Origin of the sequence: Streptacidiphilus monticola, from assembly GCF_042658505.1 — a bacterium.
In the GTDB taxonomy this organism is placed as follows: Bacteria; Actinomycetota; Actinomycetes; order Streptomycetales; family Streptomycetaceae; genus Streptacidiphilus; species Streptacidiphilus monticola.
The window spans coordinates 54,316-77,836 of the sequence record NZ_JBHSQJ010000013.1 but is presented as its reverse complement, the minus strand read 5'-3'; the positions used below and the strand labels follow the sequence as shown (position 1 = coordinate 77,836).

Sequence of the window (23,521 nt, the reverse complement as noted above, 5' to 3'; positions counted from 1 at the left end):
GGTTGTCATCCCAGGCGCCCCAGCCACCGCCGCGCGGCACGGGAGCCGCGGCCCGCGGCCGGCTGAAGATCTTCCTCGGGTCCGCCCCGGGGGTGGGCAAGACCTACCGGATGCTGGACGAGGCCCGACGCCGCCAGGAGCGGGGCACCGACGTCGTCGTCGCCCTCGTCGAGTGCCACGGCCGTCCGCACACCGAGGAGCAGCTGCGGAACCTGGAGGTACTGCCCCGCGCGACGCGCGAGTACCGGGGCACGTCCTTCACCGAACTCGACGTGGCCGCCGTCCTCGCCCGCCGCCCCGACCTGGCGGTCGTCGACGAACTCGCCCACACCAACATCCCCGGCGGACGCCACGCCAAGCGCTGGCAGGACATCGACGACCTCCTGGACGCCGGCATCGACGTGCTGACCACCGTCAACGTGCAGCACCTGGAGTCCCTCAACGACGTCGTCCAGAAGATCACCGGCGTCCCGCAGCGCGAGACCGTGCCCGACGAAGTCGTCCGCCGCGCCGACCAGATCGAGCTCGTCGACATGGCGCCCGAGGGACTTCGCCGCCGGATGACCCACGGCAACGTCTACGCCCGCGACAAGGTGGACGCCGCCCTCGGCAACTACTTCCGCGTCGGCAATCTCACCGCGCTGCGGGAGTTGGCGCTGCTGTGGCTCGCGGGGCGGGTGGACGAGGGACTGCAGCGCTACCGCGCCGAGCACGAGATCGACAAGGTCTGGGAGACCCGCGAACGCGTCGTCGTCGCCCTCACCGGCGGACCCGAGGGCGAGACCCTCATCCGCCGGGCCGCCCGCATCGCCGACCGCTCCAACGGCGGCGAACTGCTCGCCGTGCACGTGGCCCGGTCGGACGGACTCGCCGACGCCAGCCCCGCCGCGCTCGCCGCACAGCGCGGACTGGTCGAGTCGCTCGGCGGCAGCTACCACTCCGTCGTCGGCGACGACATCCCGCGTGCCCTCCTCGACTTCGCCCGCGCGGCCAACGCCACCCAGCTCGTCCTCGGCACCAGCCGCCGCAGCCCGCTGCGGCGCGCGCTGTCGGCGGGACGCGGGATCGGCGAGACGACGATCGAGCTCTCCGGCGACATCGACGTCCACATGGTCACCCACGAACGCTCCGGCCGCGGCCGCCGCATCCCGGTGCCGGGGCGCCTGCACTCGCCGGCCCGGCGGATCACCGGTCTGCTGCTCGGCGCGGTCCTCCCGGTGCTGCTGACCCTGGCGCTCAGCCGGACCCGCGACGCCGTCAACCTCACCAGCGACAGCCTGCTCTTCCTGCTCCTGGTCGTGGCCGTCGCGCTGCTCGGCGGGATCGCCTCCGCACTCCTCGCCTCGGTCACCGCCTCGCTGCTGCTGAACTACTACTTCATCCCGCCGATCCACCAGTTCACCATCAACGAGCCCAACAACGTCCTGGCCCTGGCCGTCTTCGCCGCCGTCGGCATGGTCGTTGCCGCCATCGTCGACAGCTCGACGCGCCTGTCCCAGCGCGCGGCCCGGGCGACCGCCGAGGCCGAGACCCTGTCGGCGCTGACCGGGACCGTGCTGCGCGGCAAGGACACCGTCCCGGCCCTGCTCGAACAGCTGCGGGAGACCTTCGGCATGACCGAGGTCCGTCTGCTCGACGGTCCGCACGAGGCCGGCCGCACACCGGACAGCGAGATCGTCCCGGTCGGCTCCGACGCCGCCCTGCTGCTGCACGGCCGACCGCTGCCCGCCGCCGACCGCAGAGTCCTGTCCGCCTTCGCCGCACATGTGGCCGTCGCCATCGAGCGGGCCCAACTCGCCGCCGCGGCAGCCGAGATCGAGCCCGTCAAGGCCGCGGACCGGCTGCGCACCGCCCTGCTGGCCGCCGTCAGCCACGACCTGCGCACCCCGCTCGCCGTCGCGCTGGCCTCGATCAGCTCGCTGCGCACCGACGACGTCGACTTCTCCCCCCGCGACGAGCAGGAACTGCTGGAGACCGCGGAGCAGTCACTGAACAAGCTCAACCGGCTGGTGGACAATCTGCTCGACATGAGCCGCCTGCAGGCGGGCGCGCTCACCCTCGACCTGCGACCGACCGGCCTGGAGGACGTCACCGCCGGAGCGCTCGACTCGCTGACCCACCTGACGGCACCGGTACTGACCGAGGGCCTCGACCTCGTTCCTCCGGTGCTCGCGGACGGGCCGCTGCTGGAGCGAGTCCTGGCCAACCTCCTCGCCAACGCGCTGCGGCACGCGGGCGGCAGCGCCGTTCAGGTCCTGGCGTCGGGAAACGCGGACCGGGTGGAGGTGCGGGTGACCGATCACGGTCCCGGGCTCGGTCCGGACGACCGGGAGCGGGTGTTCCAGCCCTTCCAGCGCCTCGGCGACACCGACAACGAGAGCGGTGTCGGCCTGGGTCTGGCGCTGTCCCGGGGACTGGCCGAGGCGATGGGCGGAACCCTGGTGCCCGAGGACACCCCGGGCGGCGGACTCACCATGGTCCTCACCCTGCCCGCGGACACCAGCACCCCCACGGCTTCCGCTCCGGCCGCCGAAGCGGCCCCGGACCTCCTCGTCCACCCGCTCTCCCATGGAGACGACCGGCCATGACCCGCATCCTCGTCGTCGACGACGAGCCGCAGATGCTGCGAGCGCTCCGGATCAACCTCCAGGCGCGGAAGTACACCGTCGCCACCGCGCTCACGGGCACGGCCGCCCTCGACGAGTTCGCGCGCCGGCTGCCGGACGCCGTCCTCCTGGACCTCGGTCTGCCCGACCTGGACGGCTTCGAGGTCATCCAGGCGCTGCGACTGCGGAGCCGGGTACCGATCATCGTGGTCTCCGGCCGATCCGGAGCCGCCGAGAAGGTGGCGGCACTCGACGCCGGCGCGGACGACTACGTCACCAAGCCCTTCTCCATGAGCGAAATCCTCGCCCGGGTCCGCGCGTTGCTGCGCCGCCCCGCCGGGGCGGACACCTCCCCGAGGCGGGCGGTCGTCGGGGAGTACACCGTGGACCTGGACGAGTGCACGGTGCGCCGCACGGCTGACGGGGCGTCAACAGCGGTCGGCGCGGAGACCGTGCGGCTCACCCCCACCGAGTGGAAGATCCTCTCGCTGCTGCTCCCGTACCCGGGCCGGCTGGTCAGCGCCGGCCACCTGCTCGCCGCCGTCCGGGGACCGGGCCACGAGAGGAACACCAACTATCTGCGGGTCTACTTCACCGGACTGCGCCGCAAGCTGGAACCCGACCCCGCCCACCCCCGCCATCTGATCACCGAACCCGGCATGGGCTACCGCTACGAGCCCTGACAGGATGTCATGTGCCGTGGCAGGGGTGTGGCGACCGGGCCGTCCGGGCCGCGGTCGGTATCGTCCGCTCGGTGCCGCCGACGGCGCCGCAGCCTGTTGAGGAGGAGTTCATGGCCGTTGGCCGACCGGCACCGCTCTCGGACGACGGTTCCCCCGGAGGACCGAAGCCGGCGGGGCACACGGCCGTCCAGGACACCGTGCGCCTGGGGCTGGTGATCGGCGCGCTCGGTGTCGTCTTCGGCGACCTGGGGACCAGCCCGATCTACACCCTGCAGACGGTGTTCAACCCGGGCGACCCGCACCCCGTCCCGGTCACCACCGAGAACGTCTACGGCGTCGTGTCGCTGGTGTTCTGGTCGGTGGTGGTCGTCGTCTGGGTCACCTACGTCCTGCTCGCGATGCGCGCCGACAACGACAGCGAGGGCGGCATCATGGCGCTGATCACCCTGGTGCGGCAGTGGAGTTCGCAGCGCGGCCGGCGGGCGGCGGCGGTGCTCGCCGGGCTCGGCATCTTCGGGGCGTCACTGTTCTTCGGCGACAGCATGATCACCCCGGCGATCTCGGTGCTCTCGGCCGTCGAGGGCATGAAGGTCGTCCAGCCGTCGCTGGAGAGCGCGGTGGTGCCGGTCACCGCGGTGATCATCATTGTGCTGTTCCTGGTGCAGCGCCGGGGGACGGCGGCCGTCGGCCGCGTGTTCGGGCCGGTCATGATCGCCTGGTTCGCGGCCATCGGGGCCTGCGGCCTCGCCGGCATCGTGGACCACCCTGCCATTCTCCGGGCCCTGTCACCGACCTACGCGGTCGGCTTCCTCGTCGGCCACTTCGGCACCGCGTTCTTCGCACTCGCCGCCGTCGTCCTGGCGGTCACCGGCGCCGAAGCGCTCTACGCCGACATGGGCCACTTCGGCCGCAGGTCGATCACCCGCGCCTGGATGTTCCTCGTCTTCCCCGCCTGCGTCCTCAGCTACCTCGGCCAGGGCGCACTGATCCTCGCCGACCACGGCAACATCAGCAGTCCCTTCTTCCTGCTCGTGCCGGGCTGGGGACGGATCGCGATGATCGTGCTGGCGACCGCCGCCACGGTGATCGCCTCCCAGGCGGTGATCACCGGCGCCTACTCGGTCGCCTCCCAGGCCGCGCAGCTCGGGTATCTCCCGCGCCTGCGCATCGCGCACACGTCCGAGTCCACCATCGGCCAGATCTACGTCCCCTGGATCAACTGGCTGCTCATGGTCTCGGTGCTCACCCTGGTCTTCGCCTTCCGCAGCTCCACCGCGCTGGCCTTCGCGTTCGGAATGGCGGTCACCGGCACCATCACCATCACCACGCTGCTGTTCTTCTACGTCGCCCGGGCCAAGTGGGGCACACCGCGGTGGCTGGTCCTCCTCGGTGCCGCGCTGCTGCTGACGGTGGACCTGCTCTACGTGGCGGCCAACCTGACCAAGCTCGTCCACGGTGCATGGCTCCCCCTGCTCATCGGCATCACCGCGTTCACGGTCATGACGACCTGGCAGCGCGGCCGCGAGATCGTCACCGAGCAACGGTCCCAGGCGGAGGGCCCGTTGCGCGCGTTCGTCGACCAACTGCGCAGCGGCGAGGTCCCGACGCTGCGGATCCCCGGAACAGCGGTCTTCCTGAACCGGGGCGTCCGGACCACGCCGCTGGCCCTGCGCGCCAACGTCGAGCACAACCACGTCCGGCACGAGCAGATCGTCATCCTCTCCATCCGGACCGAGACCGTGCCCCGGGTACCGGCCGACGAGCGGATCGTAATCGACCACCTCGGCTACGCCGACGACGGCATCGTCCATGTCGCCGCCCGCTTCGGCTACATGGAGACCCCCGACGTCCCCGGCGCGCTGGCCCTGCTCACCCCTGAGCAGACGGAGGGCAGGCTGCAACTCGACCAGGCCTCCTACTTCCTGTCGAAAATCGAGCTGCGACGCGGCAAGGCCCCGACCATGCCCCTGTGGCGCAAACGCCTGTTCATCGCCACCTCGTACATCACCGCCGACGCCGCCGAGTACTTCGGACTGCCGCGCGACCGCACGGTCATCATGGGCGCGCACATCGAGGTGTAGCAGCACGCACTGCCGTAGGCCGGAGACTGACGGGATGTCGGCAGCCGGCCCGCGATGCCGGGGGACGGCATGCGATGATGCGGGCGTGTCCATCGCCGCCACCGTCGCCGTCCTGCTGATCGCCGCGCTCCACGTCTACATCCTGTGCCTCGAGATGTTCCTGTGGACCACCCCGCGGGCACGAGCCGCCTTCGGCACCGACCCGGCGTTCGCGGCCGCGACGAAGACCCTGGCCGCCAACCAGGGCCTGTACAACGGCTTTCTTGCCGCAGGGCTGGTCTGGGGCGCCGTCGCGTCGGACCCCGTCGGCTTCCAGGCGAAGCTCTTCTTCCTGGGCTGCGTGGCCGTCGCCGGCCTCTTCGGCGCCGTCACGGCGAGCAGGCGGATCCTCTACGTGCAGACCGTCCCCGCCGTGGTCGCCCTGCTCCTCGTCCTGCTCGCCCACTGACCGAGCCGACAGGGGGCCGACCGGATGACGGTGATCCTGGTGACCGGAGTGATGGCTTCGGGGAAGTCGACCGTCGCGCAGGCGCTGGCGGAACGGCTGCCGCGCAGCGTGCACCTGCGTGGCGACGCCTTTCGCCGGATGGTGGTGAACGGGCGCGAAGCGGCCCGGCCGGGGGCGGGCGAGGAGGCCCTCCGGCAGCTCACCCTGCGGTACCGGGCGGCCGCGGCCACCGCCGACCTGTACGCCCACGAGGGCTGGACGGTGGTGGTCCAGGACGTGGTGGTGGGCGAACAGCTCGACGTCTTCCTCGGCCTGGTGCGGACCCGGCCCCTGCACGTGGTGGTACTGGCTCCGAGGCCGGCGGTGGTCGCGGCACGGGAGGCGGCACGCAGGGCGGAGCGGGGCAAGATCGCCTACGGCAGCGGGTGGACCGTCGAGGCCATGGACGCCCTCCTGCGCGAGCACACCCCCCGCCGCGGACTGTGGCTGGACAGCAGCGAGTTGACGGTGGCCCAGACCGTGGACAGCATCGTCGCCGCGATGACGGCCGGTCTCACAGCGGTCGAATGACGGGGCAGGTACGACGAGGGCAGGTGCGAGGGAGCAGCCGCTGACGCCTGGTCAGAACACGGACAGGCCCGATGCCGTCGTGAAGGCGTCCAGCGCGGCGACCGCCGCGACCGAGTTGCCTGCGCGGTCCAGCGCGGGGCTCCAGGCGCACAGCGCGGCCCGGCCGGGCAGCACGGCGAGGACGCCGCCGCCGACGCCGCTCTTGGCCGGCAGGCCGACCCGGAACGCGAACTCCCCAGCCGCGTCGTATGTTCCGCACGTCAGCATGACCGCGTTGATCCGCTTCGCCTCGCTGCGGCTCAGCATCCGGCTGCCGTCCGCGCGCAGCCCGTGGCGGGCGAGGAAACGACCGGCCAGCGCGAGGTCGCGGCAGCTCGCCGCGATCGAGCAGTGGGCGAAGTACTCGCGCAGCACGTCGTCCACCTCGTTGTGCAGGTTGCCGTGGCTCGCGATGAAGTGCGCGAGCGCGGCGTTGCGGTGGCCGTGCTCGGCCTCGGAGGCGGCGACGGCCGCGTCGACGGCGATGGCCGGGTTGCCCGCCTCGGTGCGCAGGAAGTCGAGGACGTGGGCGGCCGCGTCGCCGGTCAGGCTCTGCAGCCGGTCGGTGACCACCAGCGCGCCCGCGTTGATGAACGGATTGCGGGGGATGCCGTGCTCGGTCTCCAACTGCACCAGGGAGTTGAACGGCGTCCCGGACGGCTCCCGGCCGACGCCGCTCCACAGCCCGTCCCCGCCGGCGGCCAGCACCAGCGCCAGCGAGAACAGCTTGGAGATGGACTGGACGGAGAACGGCCGCTCCCAGTCGCCGACCCCGAACACCTCGCCGTCGACCGTCGCCAGCGCCATGCCGAAGGCCTCGGGGTCCTCGGAGGCCAACGCCGGGATGTAACCCGCGACATGGCCGCGTCCGGCCTCACGCCGGGCGGCGGCCATGGCGGTGTCGAGGAGCTGCGGGTAGTCGAGCTCGGCGTGGTCGGGCGGGGAGTCCGGTGCGGCGTTCATGGCGGGCAGGATATCGGCCCTGCTCAGGGCGGCCGCCGCCCGCGGACGTCAGCGGGCGGGGACCTCCGGTCCGGCGTCGGCGGGGTGGTGGTGCAGGTGGGCGCCGAGGCGGTCCCAGGCGCGGGGCCGGGGCGGCAGGGTGAACACGACGTCCCCCGGCTCGACGGCGATCTGCGCCACCGCCTGCGCCGGGCCCTCGGCGGCGACCACCAGTGGCCGCACGTGGACCGTCTCCTCCGGCCCGAGCGAGTCGGTGACCAGGTCCATCAGCCAGGCCTCGGTGTGCTCCGACGGCCGTCCCGTGGCCGGGGCCCAGGCCGCGACGGGGACCAGCACGCTGTGCAGCTGCCGTGCCCGGGCCGCCGCCCGACGCAGCAGGGTCCGGCTCTCGGGCGCCTCGGTGACGCCGACGACGACGCGCGTGGTGATGGTGGTCATGGCAACCGTCCTTCGCAGCCCGGACGGGATCTTCACCGCCCACGTCCAGGGGACCGCGCGGCAGCGGCGTCCGACAGGTGTCTTGACGCTCCCTTGACGCCGCCCGGCCCGTTCCTGACGCTTCGTTGACGGCGGCCGGACGCCGCGCCGCGGCGCTCCCCGCCGCACCTCGGTCCCGACGTCCACGCAGGGGCGCAGGCCGCGCCACCGCCGGAGCGGGGACGCGGCCTGCGCGGGGGGGGTGGGGGAGGTCAGCTCCAGGGCTGGTCGACCAGCCAGCTGGTGTCGGCCGCCCAACTGGTGCTGCTGTCCCAGCTGTTGGAGCCGCCGTTGCTGGCGATGTAGACCGTGTAGTTGTAGTGGCGCAGGTACTTGGTGGGGTAGTTCACCGACTGGAAGGACTTGCCCGTCCCGCTGTTGCCCGTGGTCGGGCAGAACGTGGCGTCCTGGGCGAAGCTGCTGCCGCCGTCGTCGGCGCTCAGGTAGAGCTCGTAGTTGTAGTGCCGCAGGAACTGTCCGGGCTTGTTGGCCGACTCGAAGGTGAGGCAGGACGAGTTGGCCAGTCCGGCCCGGACGATCCAGCTGGCGTCGGCCTTCAGGGTGGACGAACTCGCCGAGCTCACCGCGGAGATGACGACCTTGTCGTCCGCGTCGTCGTGGGTGACGTAGTCGGAGGTGCAGCACGCGGTGGTGGCCTGCAGCGAGATGCGGGAGCCCGGGGTCAGCGAGCCGGTGCTGGTGGCGGCGCTGCTGTAGCCGACGGCGGTGATGTTGGCCTGCACGGCGTTCTCGGTCGCGTCCGAGGGGTAGCCGGAGGTCATCACGCCCTCGTAGAAGGTGCCGGCCGAGCCCTTGCTGTTGTCGCCGCCGATGCCGAGGATGATCGCACCCTCCTTGTGCATCGGGTTGTAGCCGGAGACGTTGGGCCGGGCGCCGCTGTAGTAGGTGGACAGGCCGCCGGACTGCGCGTTGCCGGCGCGGATCGACCAGAGGTTCGCCGTGCCCTTGACGATGGCGGTCTGGAAGCGGTTGCTGACACTCGGGTCGTTCGCGTTGTAGCCCGCGTTGACGCCGGAGAACAGGCCGTTCTCCAGGTCCGCCATCACCCAGGGGCCGCTGCCCGAACCGTAGCCCCAGACCTTGATGTTGCCGAAGTAGATGGCCTCCATGTGGCCGTTGCCGGTGTCGGTGCTGCTGGTCTCCGCGTTCCCGTAGTCGAAGCAGCAGCCGCCGTTGTAGTGCGAGCCGTCCAGCACGGCGTACATGCCCTCCGGCTGGTCGCCGGTGGCGATGCCCTTGGTGTTGTTGTTGCGGTAGCCCGTGCCCGGCGCGATGTAGACGCCGTAGGCCTCGTGGCCGCCCACCGTGACCGGCGCCTCGACCGCGTTGGCCAGGTTGTCCGGGCCACCGGCCGCCCCGCCGGCCGGCGCCTGGGTCAGGTTGTTGCCGTTGCCGGACTGGTCGTAGATGACGGTGATCACACAGCTGGTGCCGGCGCAGAACGAGTCCTGCGCGGCGGCGTTGGCGTAACCGCCGGTGCTGAGCAGGCCGATGTCCTTGGTGGTGCCGTCGGACGCCCGCTTCACCTGGTACAGCGCGCCGTTGTAGTTGCCGTACAGGGCGCGGGTGGTGCTGTGCGCGGCGACGCAGGGCGTGCCGCCGGAGGCGTAGATGTCGCAGGGGCCCTGCGTCGCGGCCTGGGAGGTGGCGGCCGTACCGGTGAGCACGCCGGCCGCGAGCACGACGGTGGTCCCGGTCGCGAGCAGCGCCCGCCGGGCGCGGCGTATCCACTGATGAACGGTCATGAACGAACTCCTTCACGGGTGGGAGGAAGGGGTCTCGCGAGATCTTCGAGGGGATGTGAGCGTTAACATTTGCGGCCGCGGCGCGGGCTCCGGAGAATCCCTGGGGGCTTCGCGACTCGGAGCGCCGCAACGGCCATCACTATGGGGTGGACCTGACACTCCGTCAAGACTTCTCGCAGGCATTCCTGTAGCCGCAGAAGTCACAGGGGATGCGGCGTATACGACGGATCTGGCGCGAGAGCCGGTCTATTGATATGAGTAGTTCATGACAGATGTGACGGAGTTGTGTCCGTCTCTGGCTGCTCTCGGGTTGACCCCGTACGCCGCCAGGGTGTTTCTCGCGCTGGTCACCACTGGCCAGGCCCCGGCCGCGACCGTGGCCGAGGAGGCCGGCGTTCCCCGGCAGCGCGTCTACGACGTACTGGAGGACCTGGCGCGCAGAGGCCTGGTGACCAGGGCACCGCACAAACCCGCCGCGCTGTACGACGTCGTCGACCCCGACCGGGCGCTCACGCTGATCATGGAGCGGAACCGCGCCGAGTTCGAGCGCCAGGAGGTTCTCGCCCGCGAGATCGCCGCCGAGCTCGGGCCGCTGTGGCGCGGCTCGCACCGGCGAACGTCCGCGCAGGAAGCGGCGGTTGACGACGACGCCCTGGTCAGCATGGCCCCCGAGGACGAGTGGCGGACGCTCACGCGGCACTCGGTGCGCGCCACGAGCACGCCGCCCTACGACGGGCTCACCGATCCCGCCTGGCTGCGCCAGGTCGAGCAACTCACCGCCCGGGGCGGCTCGGTGCGCTGTGTGTACCAGCAGGACGTCCTGGAGGACGAGGAGTTGCTGCACCACGCGCACCGCTTCGCCGACGCGGGCGAGCAGGCACGGGTGGCCGAGCACGTCCCCAGCCGGATGATCCTCACCGACAGCCGCCGGGCCTTCCTGCCCATCCCGTACACGCAGGCCCGGCAGGGGACCGAGGGGACGCCGACGGTGTTCCTGGTCGAGCACCCCGATGTCGTGAAGCGGCTGGAGGACGAGTTCGAACTGCTGTGGCTGCGCGCCGTCCCGCTGGCCGAGGCGCGGCCCCGGCCGCGGTTGCGCGCGGCGCCAGGCCCGCGTCCGGCCGGCTGACCCGGCTGCGCCGGGCACTCGGCCCTGCCGACCNGTGCGCCGACGGGGAGCCGGCGCACGGTCGGCTCCAGGTCACTCCGCCAGCGCAGCCAACTCCCGTTCTACTGCGGCCTGGTGGGCCTCGGCGTCCTCCCGGGCGCGGCGGGGGCTCCAGCGGCCGGCCATGACGAAGACGAACGGCAGGAACAGCGCCTGCCCGGCGAAGCAGATCCACCACCAGGTCCGCCACTGCCCCGGCCCCTTGGCGGCGGCCTGCTGCACCTGGTGGCCGTAGGCCTGCAGGACCGTCAGCTGGGGCCGGGACCTGGAAACCGTCTGCAGGTCCGTCAGGCCGACCTCCTGTACGGCCCGCGCCGCGAGCTGCGGTGGCACGGCGTTCGGCGGGTACGTGGACAGCTCGGCGAACAGCTGCGGATGGGCCTGCACGATGGCCAGCGCCGGACCGGCCTGGGCCTGCGCCGCCTGCACCTGGGCGCCGTGCTCCACCAGCGGGGTCACCGCCGTCACCACCACCGGCACGAAGGCCGCGGAGACGGCCACGACGATGCGGATGATCCAGCCCCACACCGCGAGACCGGTCGCCGTGGCGGCCGGGTTGTGCCTCTCCACGGTCTCGGTGAAGCTCGCCATCCACGGCGCGTAGGCGACGCCGCTGAGCACCCCGATCGCCAGGCACAGCAGGGCGAACGTGTAGTAGCCGGTGGTGGGTTGGGTGGCCCTGGTGGCGAAGAGCGCGGTGGCCGCCATGGTGCCGAGCGCGCCGACGACCATGAACGGCTTGCGCACCCGCAACCGGTCCGAGAGCAGTCCGACCAGGACGAGCGCGACGGCGTTGGGCGCCCAGTACCAGTTGGCCAGGGCGTTGGCGCGCTGCTCGGTGTAGCCGAAGGTGGTGGCGAAGTAGACCACGAAGTTCCCCACCGCGGCGAAGTACAGCAGCAGGAAGAGGCTGATCGCGACGGCCGAGCCGACCACGTCCAGCCGCATCATCTGCCGCCAGTGGCCCTGGAGTCGGCGCTCGGGGTCGACCCCGGCGGCGCGTGCCTCGACCAGGGCGCGGTCGCGCAGGCTCACCATGATCTGGTCGCGCAGCCGGGGCGAGAGCTCGCGCAGACCGACCAGGGCGAGGACGAAGACGAGCAGCCCCGCCAGGCCGCTGTAGCGCAGTTCGTCCTGCCAACTCGCGCTGGACAGCGTGGCGCTGGTGACGCTGGTGACCGCGAGGCTGCCGATGACCGGGCCCATGGTCCAGTACCCCATCGCGGTCGCCCGGCCCAACTGCGGGGAGAAGTCGCGGATCAGCGCCGGTGTCGCGACCAGCACGATGCCTTCGACGAAGCTGACGGCGGCGAACAGGACCAGGTAGACCGTCTTGTCGGCGGCGGCGGGCAGGCCGACCAGGAGCAGCAGGGCGGCCGCCAGCAGGCCGTAGACCACGAGGTTGGCGCGGCCCCAGCGGTCCGCCAGCCCGGCCACGAGCGAGGCGAAGGCGCCCACGGCGTTGCCGATGACGCTGACCCAGACGAAGTAGCGGAAGCTCATGTCGAAGTGGCGGATGACCGAGGTCGCCACGGCGTACTGGATGTAGAGCTCGTAGTAGAGGACGACGGTGGTGACGACGACGATCGCCAGGTACAGGTAGCGGCGCGCCGTGTCGGGGTAGTGCGCGAGTTCTCTTCGCCACAGGCGCGCGAGCGGCGCGACCTGGGTCGTCGTGGTTGCGGGGGCGGTTGCGGGCACGGACATGTGCGCCCTCCTACGGGGGCTGGGCACGCGTGAACGAGGGTGGGGTGTCGCACACCGACCGGTCGGTATGCAGGAATGTAGGAGCCCTCCCCCGGACGGTCAATGCTCCGCGCAGGAAAAAGTGACCGGCCGGTACGGTGCGGCGTACCGGCCGGATGCCGGGCGTGACGGTCCGTCAGAGAGAGGCGAGGAACCGCAGCAGAGCGGCATTGACCTCGTCGGGCCGCTCCTGCTGGATCCAGTGCCCGGCACCCTCCACCACCAGGTGCTCGCGCAGGTCGGTGAGCAGGGAGTCGAGCCGGTCCACCGGGGTGAACCGGCCCACCGGGTCCTTGGAGCCGATGACGTAGAGGGCGGGCCGGTCGATGGTCTTCCCGGCGAACGGAGCGGTCAGCTCCCAGTTGCGGTCGATGTTGCGGTAGTAGTTGAGCCCGCCGGTGAACCCGTGGGCCTCGAACTCGTCGACGTAGACCGCGAGTTCGCGCTCGGTGAGCCAGCGCGGCAGCGGGTCGGCCGGCTCGCCGCGTGCCGCCCAGGCAGGCGAGTAGAGTTCGCGCGCGAGCAGGGTGCGCCGCACGTCGGTTCGGAGCGCCGCGTCTGCCACGCCGACCTGCTGGAACCAGCAGAGGTAGAAGTCGTCGCCCAGCCGGGACCGGAACACCGACAGGGGCGCCACCGGCGCGTGCGGCGTCGGCGGGACGCTGAGACCGGCCACCGCCCGCACCCGCTCGGGGTGCAGCAAAGCCAGATTCCAGACCACGGCCGCGCCCCAGTCGTGCCCCACGAAGACGGCGTCCTCGGCCCCCTCGGCGTCGAGCAGCCCCACCAGGTCCCCGGTCAGGCTGACGATGTCGTAGGCGGCGGGGTCCTCGGGCCGGGAACTGCCGCCGTAGCCGCGCAGGTCCGGGACCAGTACCCGGTACCCGGCCGCCAGCAGCGGCGCGATCTGGTGCCGCCAGGAGAAGCCGAGTTCGGGGAAGCCGTGGCAGAGGACGACCGGCGGGCGGCTCCCGTCCCCGACTCCCCCGCTGCGCACCAGCAGGTCGATCCCGTTGGCGGCGATCCGCCGCGACTCAAGGCCGTCCCAGGCGGCGAGCACGTCGTCCGTGGAGATCTGCATACGCCCGTCCCTGGTCCGAAGGATGGAGGCTGACGGTGGGTCAGCGGCGTCAACCTTACAGAGGCCGCCGCGGCCCGGAGCCACCGCACCGTGGGCCGCCTCCGGGCCGGCCGCCACCTGCTGAGATGATCGGAGGAGAGGTTGTTTGTTCCGATACGGCGGGAGTTGCGGTGGGTCTGACGAGTACGGCGTTCTTCTACCTCCTCGTCGCCGCCGTCGTGGTGTGCGCGGCAGCGGCGCTGCTGCTGTGGAACCGGGTGCGCGGACCGCGCGCGCTGCGCCTGACGCAGCGCCTGCTGCTGCTCGCCCTGTGCGAGCTGACCGCGGTCGCCGCCGTGGGCGCGTGGATCAACAACAGCTACGGCCTGTACGCCTCCTGGGCCGACCTGTTCGGCCAGGAGAGCGGCGCGAAGGCGGCCATGCCCGGCGCCCCGGCCGAGCGGGCCGCGTTCACCACGGACCGCAACGGCTTCCAGGAGACCTACTTCCGCGGCATCCACTCCAAGCTGGCCGGCCAGGTGCTGGTCTGGACCCCGCCCCAGTACGGCGAACCGGCCTACCGCTCCTTCCGCTTTCCGGTGATCATGCTGCTGCACGGTGTGCCAGGCTCCCCCGCCTCCTGGATCGAGGGCGGACACATGCCGCAGGCGCTGGCCACGATGATGGCCGCCGGCCAGGTGCAGCCCGCCGTCGTCGTGGTGCCCGTCATCGACCCGGGCGGCGTGGACACCGACTGCAGCGACATCGGCCCGCGCCGGAACGCCACCTGGCTGGCCCAGGACGTGCCCGCGCTGGTCGCCAAGCACTTCAGGGTCCGGCTCGGGGCCCGCAGTTGGGGTCTGGCCGGTCTGTCCACCGGCGGGTTCTGCGCCGTCAAGCTGCCGATGCAGTACCCGGCGGTCTTCGGGGCCGGTGCGGCCATGGACTCCGATCCCTTCGCCGGGGACCCGGGCGTGCTCACCGACCCCGCCCAGCGCCGCGCCAACAGCCCGCTGGAGCTGGCCCGTTCCGGCCCGCCGGTGTCGCTGTTCGTCGCCACCAGCGCGCAGGACCGGCTGAGCCCGCCGAAGGACATCGCCGCCCTCCAGCGGGCGATCCGGCCGCCGACACGGCTCGCCCCGCCGCTGATCCTGCCGACCGGCGGCCACAACTGGGACACCTTCCAGCGCATGTACCCGACCGTGTTCCCCTGGCTCAGCCAGCAGCTGCGGCCCGCCGCGCCCTCCTGAGCCCGGCCGTTCCGCCCAGCACCGCCCGCGTCGTGCGCCGCTGTGCGCCGCGGGGGCACGGCGGGGACGGACAGGCCCCTGTGGCCCGGGCCGGGCGGGGTGACGGTTCGTCAGCGGGGGCGGCCCGGCGGACGTGCCGCCTCGGCGGCGTGCCGGGCGGGGGCGGCCGGACCGCGGTTCTCGCGGTGCCGCAGGTGCCAGGCCGCCACGGCGAGGGCGGCGGTGCCGGTCACCGCCGCGAACGTCGCCACGGCCGTGAACAGGCCCGCGACGGTCGCGACCACCCCCACGCCGATCACCGGGACGGCCACGCCGAGGTAGATGCACACGTAGAAGGCGGCGCTCACCTCGGCCCTGCGCTCGTCGGGCGCCAGGTGCGTCAGGTCGTCCTGCGCCGCCAGGAAGGCCACCCCGTGGCCGACCCCGGCCAGGGCCGCCCCGGCGATCAGCAGGCCGCCCTGGTGCAGCGGCTGCGCCAGCACCAGGGCCAGCAGTCCGCAGGCCAGCAGCGCCAGGCCCCCGGCCTGCGTGGCGGCGGGCGGGGTGCCGCGCCGGACGGCGAGCTGGCCCAGGCAGGAGCACGCCAGCATGAGCGCACTGACCGCGCCCAGCCAGGCGACGTCGCCGGTGTGCAGGACGGGCGAGGCGTAGGCGGGCATCACCGACAGGAACAGGCTTGCCGCCACCGCCCACGTGGCGGCCGCGGTGATCGCGACCCGGGCGAAGGGGGCGCGGATCTCCCGTGGCACGCCAGGCCGTTGCGGCCGCAACGGGCCCCTGCCGGGCGAGGCCGTCTCCGGCACCAGCCGCATGCCGACCGCCGCCGCGAGCAGCAGCGCGGCACCGGCGGCGAAGGGCGTGACGTAGGGGGCCGAGGTCCAGCGGGCCAGCACCCCGGCGAGCAGCACACCGAAGGCCGCGCCGCCCGCCTGGGCGAGTGAGGCCCGGATCGCGGCGGCCCGGGAGTGCCCGCCGGGCGTCAACTCGACCAGGGCGGCGGTGGCCGCGCCGCTCATCATGCCCTGGCCCAGGCCCTGCACCGATCTGGCCGCGAACAGCCAGGCGACCCCGTGAGCGGCGGCGAACAGGCCCAGCCCGCCGGTGGCCGTGCCCAGCCCGGCGACGATCACCCGTCGCCGCCCGAAGCGGTCGGACAGTTGACCGAACATCAGCAGCGCCGGGATCAGCACCAGCGCGTACACCGCGAACACCAGCGAGAGCACCGCCGGATCGAAGCCGAACCGCTGCCGGTAACCGGCGTACAGCGGCGTGGCCAGGTTCGCGGCGCACAGCATCGTCGCGAAGGCGCAGGTGACCACCAGCAGCGGTGCTCGTCGGCCGTGCCTCGTCGCGGGTTCCGTCACAAGGCGGCCGCTACCCGGGCCGGCCGGAGGGAAACGCGCGTCGCACGGCCCCGGCCTACGCGGTGACGTAGCGTCGGAGCATGCCCGTGCAACGTCTCGGCCTGGTCGTGCACGGCGGTCGCGCGGACGCGGTCGCCGCCGCGGACGCCGTCCGCGCCTGGTGCGCCGACCATGCCGTCCCCTGCCACGACATCGACGTCTGGGGCGGCCCCGAGTCCCGCCACAGCGGCCGCCAGGAGGCGGAGGCCGCCGGGCACCCCGACCTGGTGCTCACCCTGGGCGGCGACGGCACCTTCCTGCGCGGCGCCCGGGTGGCCGTCCGCGACGGGGCGCGGGTGCTGGGCGTGGACTTCGGGCACGTCGGGTTCCTCACCGAGGTGCCGGGCGACCAGGTGCGCGCGGCCCTGGACGCCGTGCACCGCGACGAGACGCAGGAGGAGCAGCGGATGACGCTGACCCTGCGGACGAGCAGAGCACTGTCCATGCCTCGCGGCATGGCGGGACTGCTGCGGCTGGGCCGCGGCCCGGCGTTGCCGGTCCCGTCCCCGATGCCGCCGGAGGAGGACCCGGGCGACGGCTGGGGCGTGGCGCTGGACGTGGCGGCCATCAACGACGTCGTGCTGGAGAAACTGGTGAGGGACCGTCAGGTCGCCATCGCGGTCTACGTCTCCGGCCGGCTGCTGGCCTCCTACTCGGCGGACGCGGCGATCGTGGCCACCGCCACGGGCTCCACCGCCTACAGCTTCGCCGCGGGCGGACCGATCCTGTCGCCCCGGGTGAACGCGCTGGTCTTCACACCCGTCGCGCCGCACATGGCCTTCGACCGGACCGTGGTGGCGGGCCCGGACGAGCCGGTGGCCGCACGGGTGCTCCCGCACTCGGGGCCGGTGGCCGTCAGCATCGACGGCCAGCTGCGCGGCGTCCTCGAACCCGGGGACTGGGCCGGGGTGTACCCGGCCCGGACGCCGCTGCGGGTGGTGCGGCTGGGCCCGACCGACTTCTACGGGCGGCTCCGCGACCGCTTCTCCCTCTCCGACGCCCCGGCCACCCGCAACGAGGCCGCGCCGCCGGAGACCTTCCCGGCCCCCGGCCCGGACCGGCCCGACGATCTGCGGGGGCTGCGGCTGCCCCCGAGCGAGTGAGGAGCAGGGTGAGCGCCCCGACGGACCCGGCAGTGGTGGCACCCGGGCTGACCCGACTGGCCGAGCTGGACGCGACCGTGACGCAGTGTCGGGCCTGTCCGCGGCTCGTCGCCTGGCGCGAGGAGGTGGGACGGGTGCGCAGGCGCGCCTTCGCCGCCGAGTCCTACTGGTCCCGCCCGGTGGCGGGCTTCGGCCCGGCGGACGCGTCGCTGCTGCTCGTCGGCCTGGCCCCGGCCGCCCACGGCGGCAACCGCACCGGCCGGATGTTCACCGGCGACCGCTCGGGCGACGTCCTGATCGCCGCCCTCAACGGCCTGGGCCTGGCCTCCCAGCCCACGTCCATCAGCCGGGACGACGGCCTGGAGCTGCGCGGCGTGCGGATCACGGCCCCCGTGCACTGCGCTCCGCCGGACAACAAGCCCACGGTGGCCGAGCGGGACACCTGCCGGCCGTGGCTGGTGCGGGAGTTGGAGCTGCTGCGCCCGACGGTCCGGGCGGTGGTGGTGCTGGGCGCCTTCGGCTGGCAGGCCGCGCTGCCCGCGCTCAGCGCGGCGGGCTGGGACGTCCCCCGCCCCCGCCCGGTCTTCGCCCACGGCGTCCGAACCACGCTCCACGCGGCGGACGGCGGCGGCGGGAAGTTGGCGCTCTTCGGCTGCTACCACGTCAGCCAGCAGAACACCTTCACCGGCCGCCTCACCCCGGCCATGCTCCGCGGCGTCCTGGCCGCAGCCGCCCACACGGCGGGTCTCGCCACCCACTGACCCCACGCCGGGCCTGGACCCCACACAGTGACCCCGCGGCCGGCCCGGCCTCCCCACACACTGTCCCCGCGCCGGTGGGAGCGGGCCCTTGGGAGCGCGCGGCCTCCTGCAAGCGAGCAACCCCCCTCAGGGGCGCGAGGCCCCACCCTTCGGGCGGGAGGTGCCCCCACCGCGACCGGCCCACCACCCGCGGAGGTTCGTCCCGCACAGGGGGCCGGACCTCCCCGAGTGGTGGGTTGCTCGCGCTGTTCCTCGCGCCCCTGAGGGGGTTGCTCGCTTGCAGGAGGCCGCGCCCACCGGGTGGCTTTACCGCAGCACGCGTGCGCATCCTCAGCAGAAGGACGCGTGCATCCGCAGCACATTGGCGCGTGCTTCAACCACAGCGAAGCAACGCCAGCGCATCCTCGGCAGAGGGAGGTGGTCCACATGGCCGCGCGACGAACCGTCCTCGCAGGGGCTGCCGCCGCCCTGCTCGCCCTGAGCGTGGCCGCCTGCACCACCTCCGCCCCCGCCCCCGGCCCCACCCCACCCCAGCCCCCACTCACCGTCAGTTCGGGCACTCCCTACACCCCCCGCGGGAGCGACTGGCCCCAGTACCACCGCGACGCGGCCCGCAGCGGGCTCGTGCCGGGGGTTCCCGCTCCCACCCGGCTGCGTTCCGCCTGGACCGCCCCGCTCGACGGCGCGGTGTACGCGCAGCCCCTGCTCCTCCACGGCGTGATCGTCGCCGCCACCGAGAACGACAGCCTCTACGGGCTCTCGCTCTCCACCGGGCGGGTCCTCTGGCGGCAACACGTCGGCGAGCCCGCGACTCGTGCGTCCCTGCCGTGCGGGGACATCGACCCGCTCGGGATCACCGGGACGCCGGTCCTCGACCCGAGCACCGGGCTCGTCTTCGCGGTGGCCGAACTGGCAAGCCGTACCCACGAGTTGGTGGGGGTCGATCCCGCCACCGGAACGGTCCGGGTGCGCCGGGCCGTGGAGCCGCCGCGCGGGCGGCCCGCGGCGAGCCAGCAGCGCGGGGCGCTCGCCGTCCTCGACGGGCGGGTGCTGGTCCCGTTCGGAGGGCTGTTCGGGGACTGCGGCGACTACGTCGGCGGGGTCGTCTCCGTCCCGGCCACCGGCAGTGGTCCGGTCCGGGCCTACGCCGTGCCGACGGCCCGGGAGGGCGGGATCTGGGCGACGGGCGGCCCCGTGGTGGCCGACGGCGGCACGATCCTCGTCTCGGTGGGGAACGGCGCCGCCACCGGGGGCTACGACGGGTCGGACAGCGTCCTCGCGCTGACTCCGCAACTCACCCGCCGGGACTGGTTCGCGCCCCCCGAGTGGGCGGCCGACAACCGCGACGACCTCGACCTGGGGTCGATGACCCCGGCGCTGGTCGGTGCCGACCGCGTGCTGATCGTGGGCAAGCGCGGCACCGCCTACGCCCTCGACCGCCACCAGCTCGGCCAGGTAGGCGGGCAGCTCGCCCAGGCCACGCTCTGCGGCGCCTACGGCACCGCCGCCGTCCAGGGCCGCAGCGTCTACGTCCCCTGCTCGCACGCGCTGGCCCGGGTCGACATGGACCCGGACGGCACGCTGCACCCGCGCTGGCAGGCAGGCTTCGGGGCCACCGGCTCGCCCGTGGTCGGCGGCGGCGCGGTCTGGGCGGTCGACTACGCGACGGGCGTGCTCCGCGCCCTCGATCCCGCGACGGGCCGCGTGCTGGCCCAGGCGTCCACCGGCCCGGTCCCGCACTTCGTCTCGCCGGTGCTCACCGGCAGCCGCGTCCTGGTCGGCACCTCGACCGGCGTGACGGCCTTCGACGGCGGCTGAACCGACGCCTCAGGCCTGGCCGGTGGCGAAGGAGGCGATCCTCCCCTGCGCGTCCACGTCGAAGCTCCACCGGGTGCGCATCTCGCCCCAGGTGTCGTTGCGGTAGTCGGCCACCAGGGCGCGGCCGCCGTCCGACTCGCTGACGACCTTGAGTTTCCCGTTGCTGGAGAAGATCTCCTTGTCGATCCACTCCTCCAGGTTCCGCTCGCTCCCGTCGTCGGTCATGGTCGCGCCCGGGGCGAGCTGCGCCAGGAAGGCGTCGCGGTCGCCCGCGTTGATGGCCGCGACGAGCGCGCGCACGGTGGGGTCGGTGGGGTTCACGACTGCTGCTCCTCGACTCGGTCGGAATGCCTTCGGCCCGGGATTCCTCCCCCGCCGTCGGCTGCGCGTACCGCTCGTGCGGACGCTCCCCCCGCTCGGCCGACGCGCGGCCCTGCGTGGTCCGTCCGTCAGGCCGCCCGGGGCACCAGCGGATGGATCTCGTCGTCACCCGGCTGGACGACGCCGTAGCTGCTCTCCGGCACCGCCTGCCACGCCCCCGACAGGGGGCCCAGCGGCTCGGAGACGACGATCCGGGTGTCCTCCGAGACCTCCCGCAGCTCGGCGAAGTCCGGGTGGAGCCGGCGCAGTGTGTTGACGTCGGTGCTGTAGAACAGCGAGCGCGACCGCCGGGAGGTGGAGTAGCGGAAGCCCCAGGTGCGCACGCCGTCCGAGGTGGCCACGGTCATCTGCATGGCGTCGGGGATGCCGTGCTTGTCCGCCGTCTGCTCCACGAGGCCGATCATCCGCTCGACGGCGTGGACCGGGTCGTGCTCCAGGCCGAGGGTCAGCGACAGGTAGAACATCAGCTCGGAGTCGGTCGATCCCTGGATCGAGGGGTACAGCGACGGGTCCACCGCGAGCAGCAGTTCGCGGTGCAGCTCCGCGAAGTGGGCGATCGCGCCGTTGTGCATCCACATCCACCGTCCGTGGCGGAAGGGGTGACAGTTCGTCTGCTGCACCGGCGAGCCCGTCGAGGCGCGGATGTGCGCGAAGAACAGGCCGGTGTGGATGCGGCCGGACAGCTCGCGCAGGTTGACGTCCGACCAGGCCGGGCTGGTGCCGCGGAACAGGGCCGGCTGGCCGTCCCACTGGTCCGGGTCGCCCGGCTCGGCGTACCAGCCGAGGCCGAAGCCGTCGCCGTTGGTGGTCTCGACGCCCATCCGGGCGTGGCGGCTCTGGTCGATGAGCGAGTGCTCCGGTTTGTAGAGCAGCTCCATCGGCAGGATCGGGGTGCCCGAGTAGGCGAGCCAGCGGCACATGGGCGGCCTTCCGTTCTCTCAGGGATCTCTCTGGGGTCTCTCCGGCGTCTCTTCGGGATCTCGCCGGGACGGCTCTTCTCGACGTCTCTCTCACGGGTCCTCGGGGTTCCCGGTGGCCCGGGCGATCAGCACGGCGACGTCGTCGCGGTGCTCGCCCTTGCGCAGTTCGCGCAGCAGCAGGTCGCAGGTCTGCTCCAGCGGCCGCTGCACCCGGCCCAGCAGCGCGACCAGGATGTCCAGCCGCAGGTCGATGTCCTGGTCCCGGGTCTCGACCAACCCGTCGGTGTAGAGCACGAGTTGGTCGCCGGGCAGGAAGGGGAACTCCACGGCCTCGAACGCGACGCCGCCGACGCCGAGGGGGGCGCCGGTGGGCAGGCGGAGCAGCTGCGGTCCGCGCCGACCGCGGGCCAGGACCGGCGGCAGGTGCCCGGCGCGGGCGATGCAGCAACTGCCCCGGTGCGGGTCGTAGACACCGTAGACGCAGGTGGCGATGGTCTCCTCGAGGTCGTTGGCGGCCCGGTTCAGCATCTCCAGCACCCGGGCGGGCTCCAGGTCGAGTCCGGCCAACGTCCGTGCGGCGGCACGGAGTTGGCCCATGGTCGCGGCGGCGGTGATGCCGCTGCCCATGACGTCGCCGACGACCAGCGCGGTCTTGTCGCCGTCCAGCGGGATGACGTCGAACCAGTCCCCGCCGACCTCGCCGGCGTCGGCCGGCTGGTAGCGGTAGGCGATCTCCAGCCCGCGTGGCCGCCGCGGGGCTCGGGGCAGCAGGTGTCGCTGCAGGGCCAGCGCGGCCGTGCGCTGCTTCTGGTACCAGCGGGCGTTGTCGATGCAGACGGCCGCCCGGGCCGCCAGCTCCTGTGCCAGCACCAGGTCGTCCTCGTCGAAGGGCTGCTGGTTGCGGGCCCGCTTGAGGTCGAGCACGCCCAGCACCCGGCCGCGGGCGAGCAGCGGCACGGCCAGGTAGGAGTGGACGCCGGCCTCCCGCAGCAGTTCGGCCGCCGCGCGGTCGCGGGCGATCGCGTCCAGTTCGCCGGGGCCGACCTCGGGGACCATGACCGGCTGGCCGGTGGTGGCGCTGCGGGTCACCAGCCGCGCGGAGTCGTACTGGGCGGGCTGGTCGACGGGGTCGGCGGCGCGCACGGCCGGGGTGGGGTAGCCGGCCTTGACGGCCAGGGCGCGGAAGACGGCCGAGCCGTCGTGACGGGCGCCGTCGTTCTCGGACTCCTCCCAGGTGGCCGGGTCGAGCACGCTGTCGAGCAGGTCCACGGCGGCGACGTCGGCCAGTGCGGGCACCACGAGATCGGCCAACTCCTCTGCCGTGACATCGAGTTCGAGCGTGGTGCCAAGTCTCGCGGAGGCGTCCGCGATCAGGGCCAGCCGTTGCCGGGCCCGGTCGGCCGCCTGGGCCGCCCGGTGCTGCTCGGTGATGTCGACGACGGAGACGGCCAGCCCGAGGGCGCGGCCGTTCGGGTTCTCCAGCCGGTACACCGAGCCGTTCCAGGCATGCTCGTGGTCCGGGTCGGCCGGGGTGCGGCCGACGGTGACCAGGTCCAGTACCGGCTGCCCGGTCTCCAGGACGCTGCGCATGGCGCCCTCGATCGGGGCGGACTCGAGGAAGGGCAGCGCCTCGGAGACCCGGCGCCCGACGTGCTCCTGCGCGGAGATGCCGTTGATCCGCTCGAGCGCCGGATTGACCATCACGTACCGCAGCCGGGTGTCCAGGACGGCGAGCCCGATCGGGGACTGCTCGAACAGCCGCATGGCCAGGGCGAGTCCGCCCTCGATCCGGCGAAGGGTGGCGGAGTCGGAGGCGAGGCCGAGCGCGTAGTGGCCGCCCTGGGCGTCCTCCAGCCGCATGTTGCGGAACTCGGCCAGCCGGCTGCTGCCGTCCTTGTGCCGGACGGGGAAGACGCCGGCCCAGCCCTCGCCGCTCTGCATCACCCCGGCGAACAGGGCCATGGCCACGGGCGCGTGCTCCTCGTCCACGAGGACCCGGGCGGCGGGCCGCCCCAGCACCTCGTCGGCGCGGTAGCCGAACAGCTCCTCCGCCTGCGGGCTCCAGAGCATGATCCGGCCCTCGGCGTCGAGCAGGACGGCCGCGACGCCCAGCACGTCGAGCAGCGCACCGGGACTGCGGCTGGGGTCGGCGCCCTCCGCCGCGAGGTCCTGGAACCGGTCCGTCCTCGACATCCGGCCTCCCGCGCTCGCCCCCCGGGAGTGGTCATCCTCCATACTCCCCCTGCCTCTCCTCCCCGGCAGAGGGAGCCGGGCGCGG

19 protein-coding genes are annotated in these 23,521 nt (G+C 73.1%); 10 read left to right on the top strand and 9 right to left on the bottom strand.

Annotated elements, in window-relative coordinates:
* The first annotated feature begins 2 nt into the window (after positions 1 to 2).
* The 5 genes from ACFP3V_RS04840 (at position 3) to ACFP3V_RS04820 (ending at position 6,388) form a co-directional block, all read left to right on the top strand.
* The gene (locus ACFP3V_RS04840; protein WP_380580064.1) at positions 3 to 2,588 is read left to right on the top strand and encodes an ATP-binding protein; all 2,586 of its coding nucleotides are present in this window, start codon (positions 3 to 5) and stop codon (positions 2,586 to 2,588) included.
* Entirely contained in the window at positions 2,585 to 3,289 is a 705-nt protein-coding gene (locus ACFP3V_RS04835) for a response regulator (protein WP_380580062.1), read from the top strand. Before ACFP3V_RS04840 ends, ACFP3V_RS04835 begins: the two co-directional genes overlap by 4 nt.
* A 110-nt stretch (positions 3,290 to 3,399) precedes the next feature.
* Complete coding sequence (locus ACFP3V_RS04830; protein ID WP_380580060.1) at positions 3,400 to 5,370, top strand: potassium transporter Kup; 1,971 nt, start codon at positions 3,400 to 3,402, stop codon at positions 5,368 to 5,370.
* Between the two features lie 85 nt (positions 5,371 to 5,455).
* Entirely contained in the window at positions 5,456 to 5,818 is a 363-nt protein-coding gene (locus ACFP3V_RS04825; protein ID WP_380580058.1) for a DUF1304 domain-containing protein, read from the top strand.
* A gap of 24 nt (positions 5,819 to 5,842) precedes the next feature.
* Positions 5,843 to 6,388, top strand: coding sequence for an AAA family ATPase (locus ACFP3V_RS04820; RefSeq protein WP_380580056.1), 546 nt, complete (start codon positions 5,843 to 5,845; stop codon positions 6,386 to 6,388).
* Between the two features lie 51 nt (positions 6,389 to 6,439).
* Here the strand turns inward: ACFP3V_RS04820 and ACFP3V_RS04815 are convergent, their stop codons facing one another.
* The 3 genes from ACFP3V_RS04815 to ACFP3V_RS04805 all read right to left on the bottom strand — a co-directional run bounded on the left by ACFP3V_RS04815 (position 6,440) and on the right by ACFP3V_RS04805 (position 9,633).
* Positions 6,440 to 7,390, bottom strand: a complete 951-nt coding sequence (locus tag ACFP3V_RS04815; protein ID WP_380580054.1) for a glutaminase — start codon at positions 7,388 to 7,390, stop codon at positions 6,440 to 6,442.
* A 48-nt stretch (positions 7,391 to 7,438) separates the two neighbouring features.
* Positions 7,439 to 7,828, bottom strand: coding sequence for a hypothetical protein (locus ACFP3V_RS04810; protein WP_380580052.1), 390 nt, complete (start codon positions 7,826 to 7,828; stop codon positions 7,439 to 7,441).
* A 251-nt stretch (positions 7,829 to 8,079) separates the two neighbouring features.
* On the bottom strand, positions 8,080 to 9,633 hold the full coding sequence (locus tag ACFP3V_RS04805; RefSeq protein WP_380580050.1) for an alpha-L-arabinofuranosidase B: 1,554 nt from the start codon (positions 9,631 to 9,633) through the stop codon (positions 8,080 to 8,082).
* 265 nt (positions 9,634 to 9,898) lie between these two features.
* Between ACFP3V_RS04805 and ACFP3V_RS04800 the strand changes: the two genes are divergently transcribed.
* Entirely contained in the window at positions 9,899 to 10,762 is an 864-nt protein-coding gene (locus ACFP3V_RS04800; RefSeq protein ID WP_380580048.1) for a TrmB family transcriptional regulator, read from the top strand.
* 72 nt (positions 10,763 to 10,834) lie between these two features.
* Here ACFP3V_RS04800 and ACFP3V_RS04795 read toward each other — a convergent pair whose 3' ends face one another.
* Positions 10,835 to 12,508, bottom strand: a complete 1,674-nt coding sequence (locus ACFP3V_RS04795) for an MFS transporter (protein WP_380580046.1) — start codon at positions 12,506 to 12,508, stop codon at positions 10,835 to 10,837.
* Between the two features lie 175 nt (positions 12,509 to 12,683).
* Positions 12,684 to 13,628: an alpha/beta fold hydrolase gene (locus ACFP3V_RS04790; protein ID WP_380580044.1), complete on the bottom strand. Its 945-nt coding sequence runs from the start codon at positions 13,626 to 13,628 to the stop codon at positions 12,684 to 12,686.
* Positions 13,629 to 13,798: 170 nt separating this feature from the next.
* Here ACFP3V_RS04790 and ACFP3V_RS04785 point away from each other — a divergent pair, with 170 nt between their 5' ends.
* On the top strand, positions 13,799 to 14,857 hold the full coding sequence (locus tag ACFP3V_RS04785; protein ID WP_380580042.1) for an alpha/beta hydrolase: 1,059 nt from the start codon (positions 13,799 to 13,801) through the stop codon (positions 14,855 to 14,857).
* Between the two features lie 110 nt (positions 14,858 to 14,967).
* Here ACFP3V_RS04785 and ACFP3V_RS04780 read toward each other — a convergent pair whose 3' ends face one another.
* Entirely contained in the window at positions 14,968 to 16,221 is a 1,254-nt protein-coding gene (locus ACFP3V_RS04780; RefSeq protein WP_380580040.1) for an MFS transporter, read from the bottom strand.
* Positions 16,222 to 16,301: 80 nt separating this feature from the next.
* Between ACFP3V_RS04780 and ACFP3V_RS04775 the strand changes: the two genes are divergently transcribed.
* The 3 genes from ACFP3V_RS04775 to ACFP3V_RS04765 all read left to right on the top strand — a co-directional run bounded on the left by ACFP3V_RS04775 (position 16,302) and on the right by ACFP3V_RS04765 (position 19,942).
* The gene (locus ACFP3V_RS04775; RefSeq protein WP_380580038.1) at positions 16,302 to 17,363 is read left to right on the top strand and encodes an NAD(+)/NADH kinase; all 1,062 of its coding nucleotides are present in this window, start codon (positions 16,302 to 16,304) and stop codon (positions 17,361 to 17,363) included.
* Positions 17,364 to 17,371: 8 nt separating this feature from the next.
* Positions 17,372 to 18,124 carry a uracil-DNA glycosylase gene (locus tag ACFP3V_RS04770; protein WP_380580036.1) on the top strand — a complete coding sequence of 251 codons (753 nt, stop codon included), beginning with the start codon at positions 17,372 to 17,374 and terminating at the stop codon, positions 18,122 to 18,124.
* A gap of 426 nt (positions 18,125 to 18,550) precedes the next feature.
* Entirely contained in the window at positions 18,551 to 19,942 is a 1,392-nt protein-coding gene (locus ACFP3V_RS04765) for an outer membrane protein assembly factor BamB family protein (protein ID WP_380580034.1), read from the top strand.
* A gap of 9 nt (positions 19,943 to 19,951) precedes the next feature.
* Here ACFP3V_RS04765 and ACFP3V_RS04760 read toward each other — a convergent pair whose 3' ends face one another.
* The 3 genes from ACFP3V_RS04760 to ACFP3V_RS04750 all read right to left on the bottom strand — a co-directional run bounded on the left by ACFP3V_RS04760 (position 19,952) and on the right by ACFP3V_RS04750 (position 23,436).
* The gene (locus ACFP3V_RS04760) at positions 19,952 to 20,263 is read right to left on the bottom strand and encodes a nuclear transport factor 2-like protein (protein ID WP_380580032.1); all 312 of its coding nucleotides are present in this window, start codon (positions 20,261 to 20,263) and stop codon (positions 19,952 to 19,954) included.
* Between the two features lie 128 nt (positions 20,264 to 20,391).
* Positions 20,392 to 21,243 carry a class II glutamine amidotransferase gene (locus ACFP3V_RS04755; RefSeq protein ID WP_380580030.1) on the bottom strand — a complete coding sequence of 284 codons (852 nt, stop codon included), beginning with the start codon at positions 21,241 to 21,243 and terminating at the stop codon, positions 20,392 to 20,394.
* 90 nt (positions 21,244 to 21,333) lie between these two features.
* The gene (locus ACFP3V_RS04750; RefSeq protein WP_380580028.1) at positions 21,334 to 23,436 is read right to left on the bottom strand and encodes a SpoIIE family protein phosphatase; all 2,103 of its coding nucleotides are present in this window, start codon (positions 23,434 to 23,436) and stop codon (positions 21,334 to 21,336) included.
* Positions 23,437 to 23,521 lie beyond the last annotated feature (85 nt).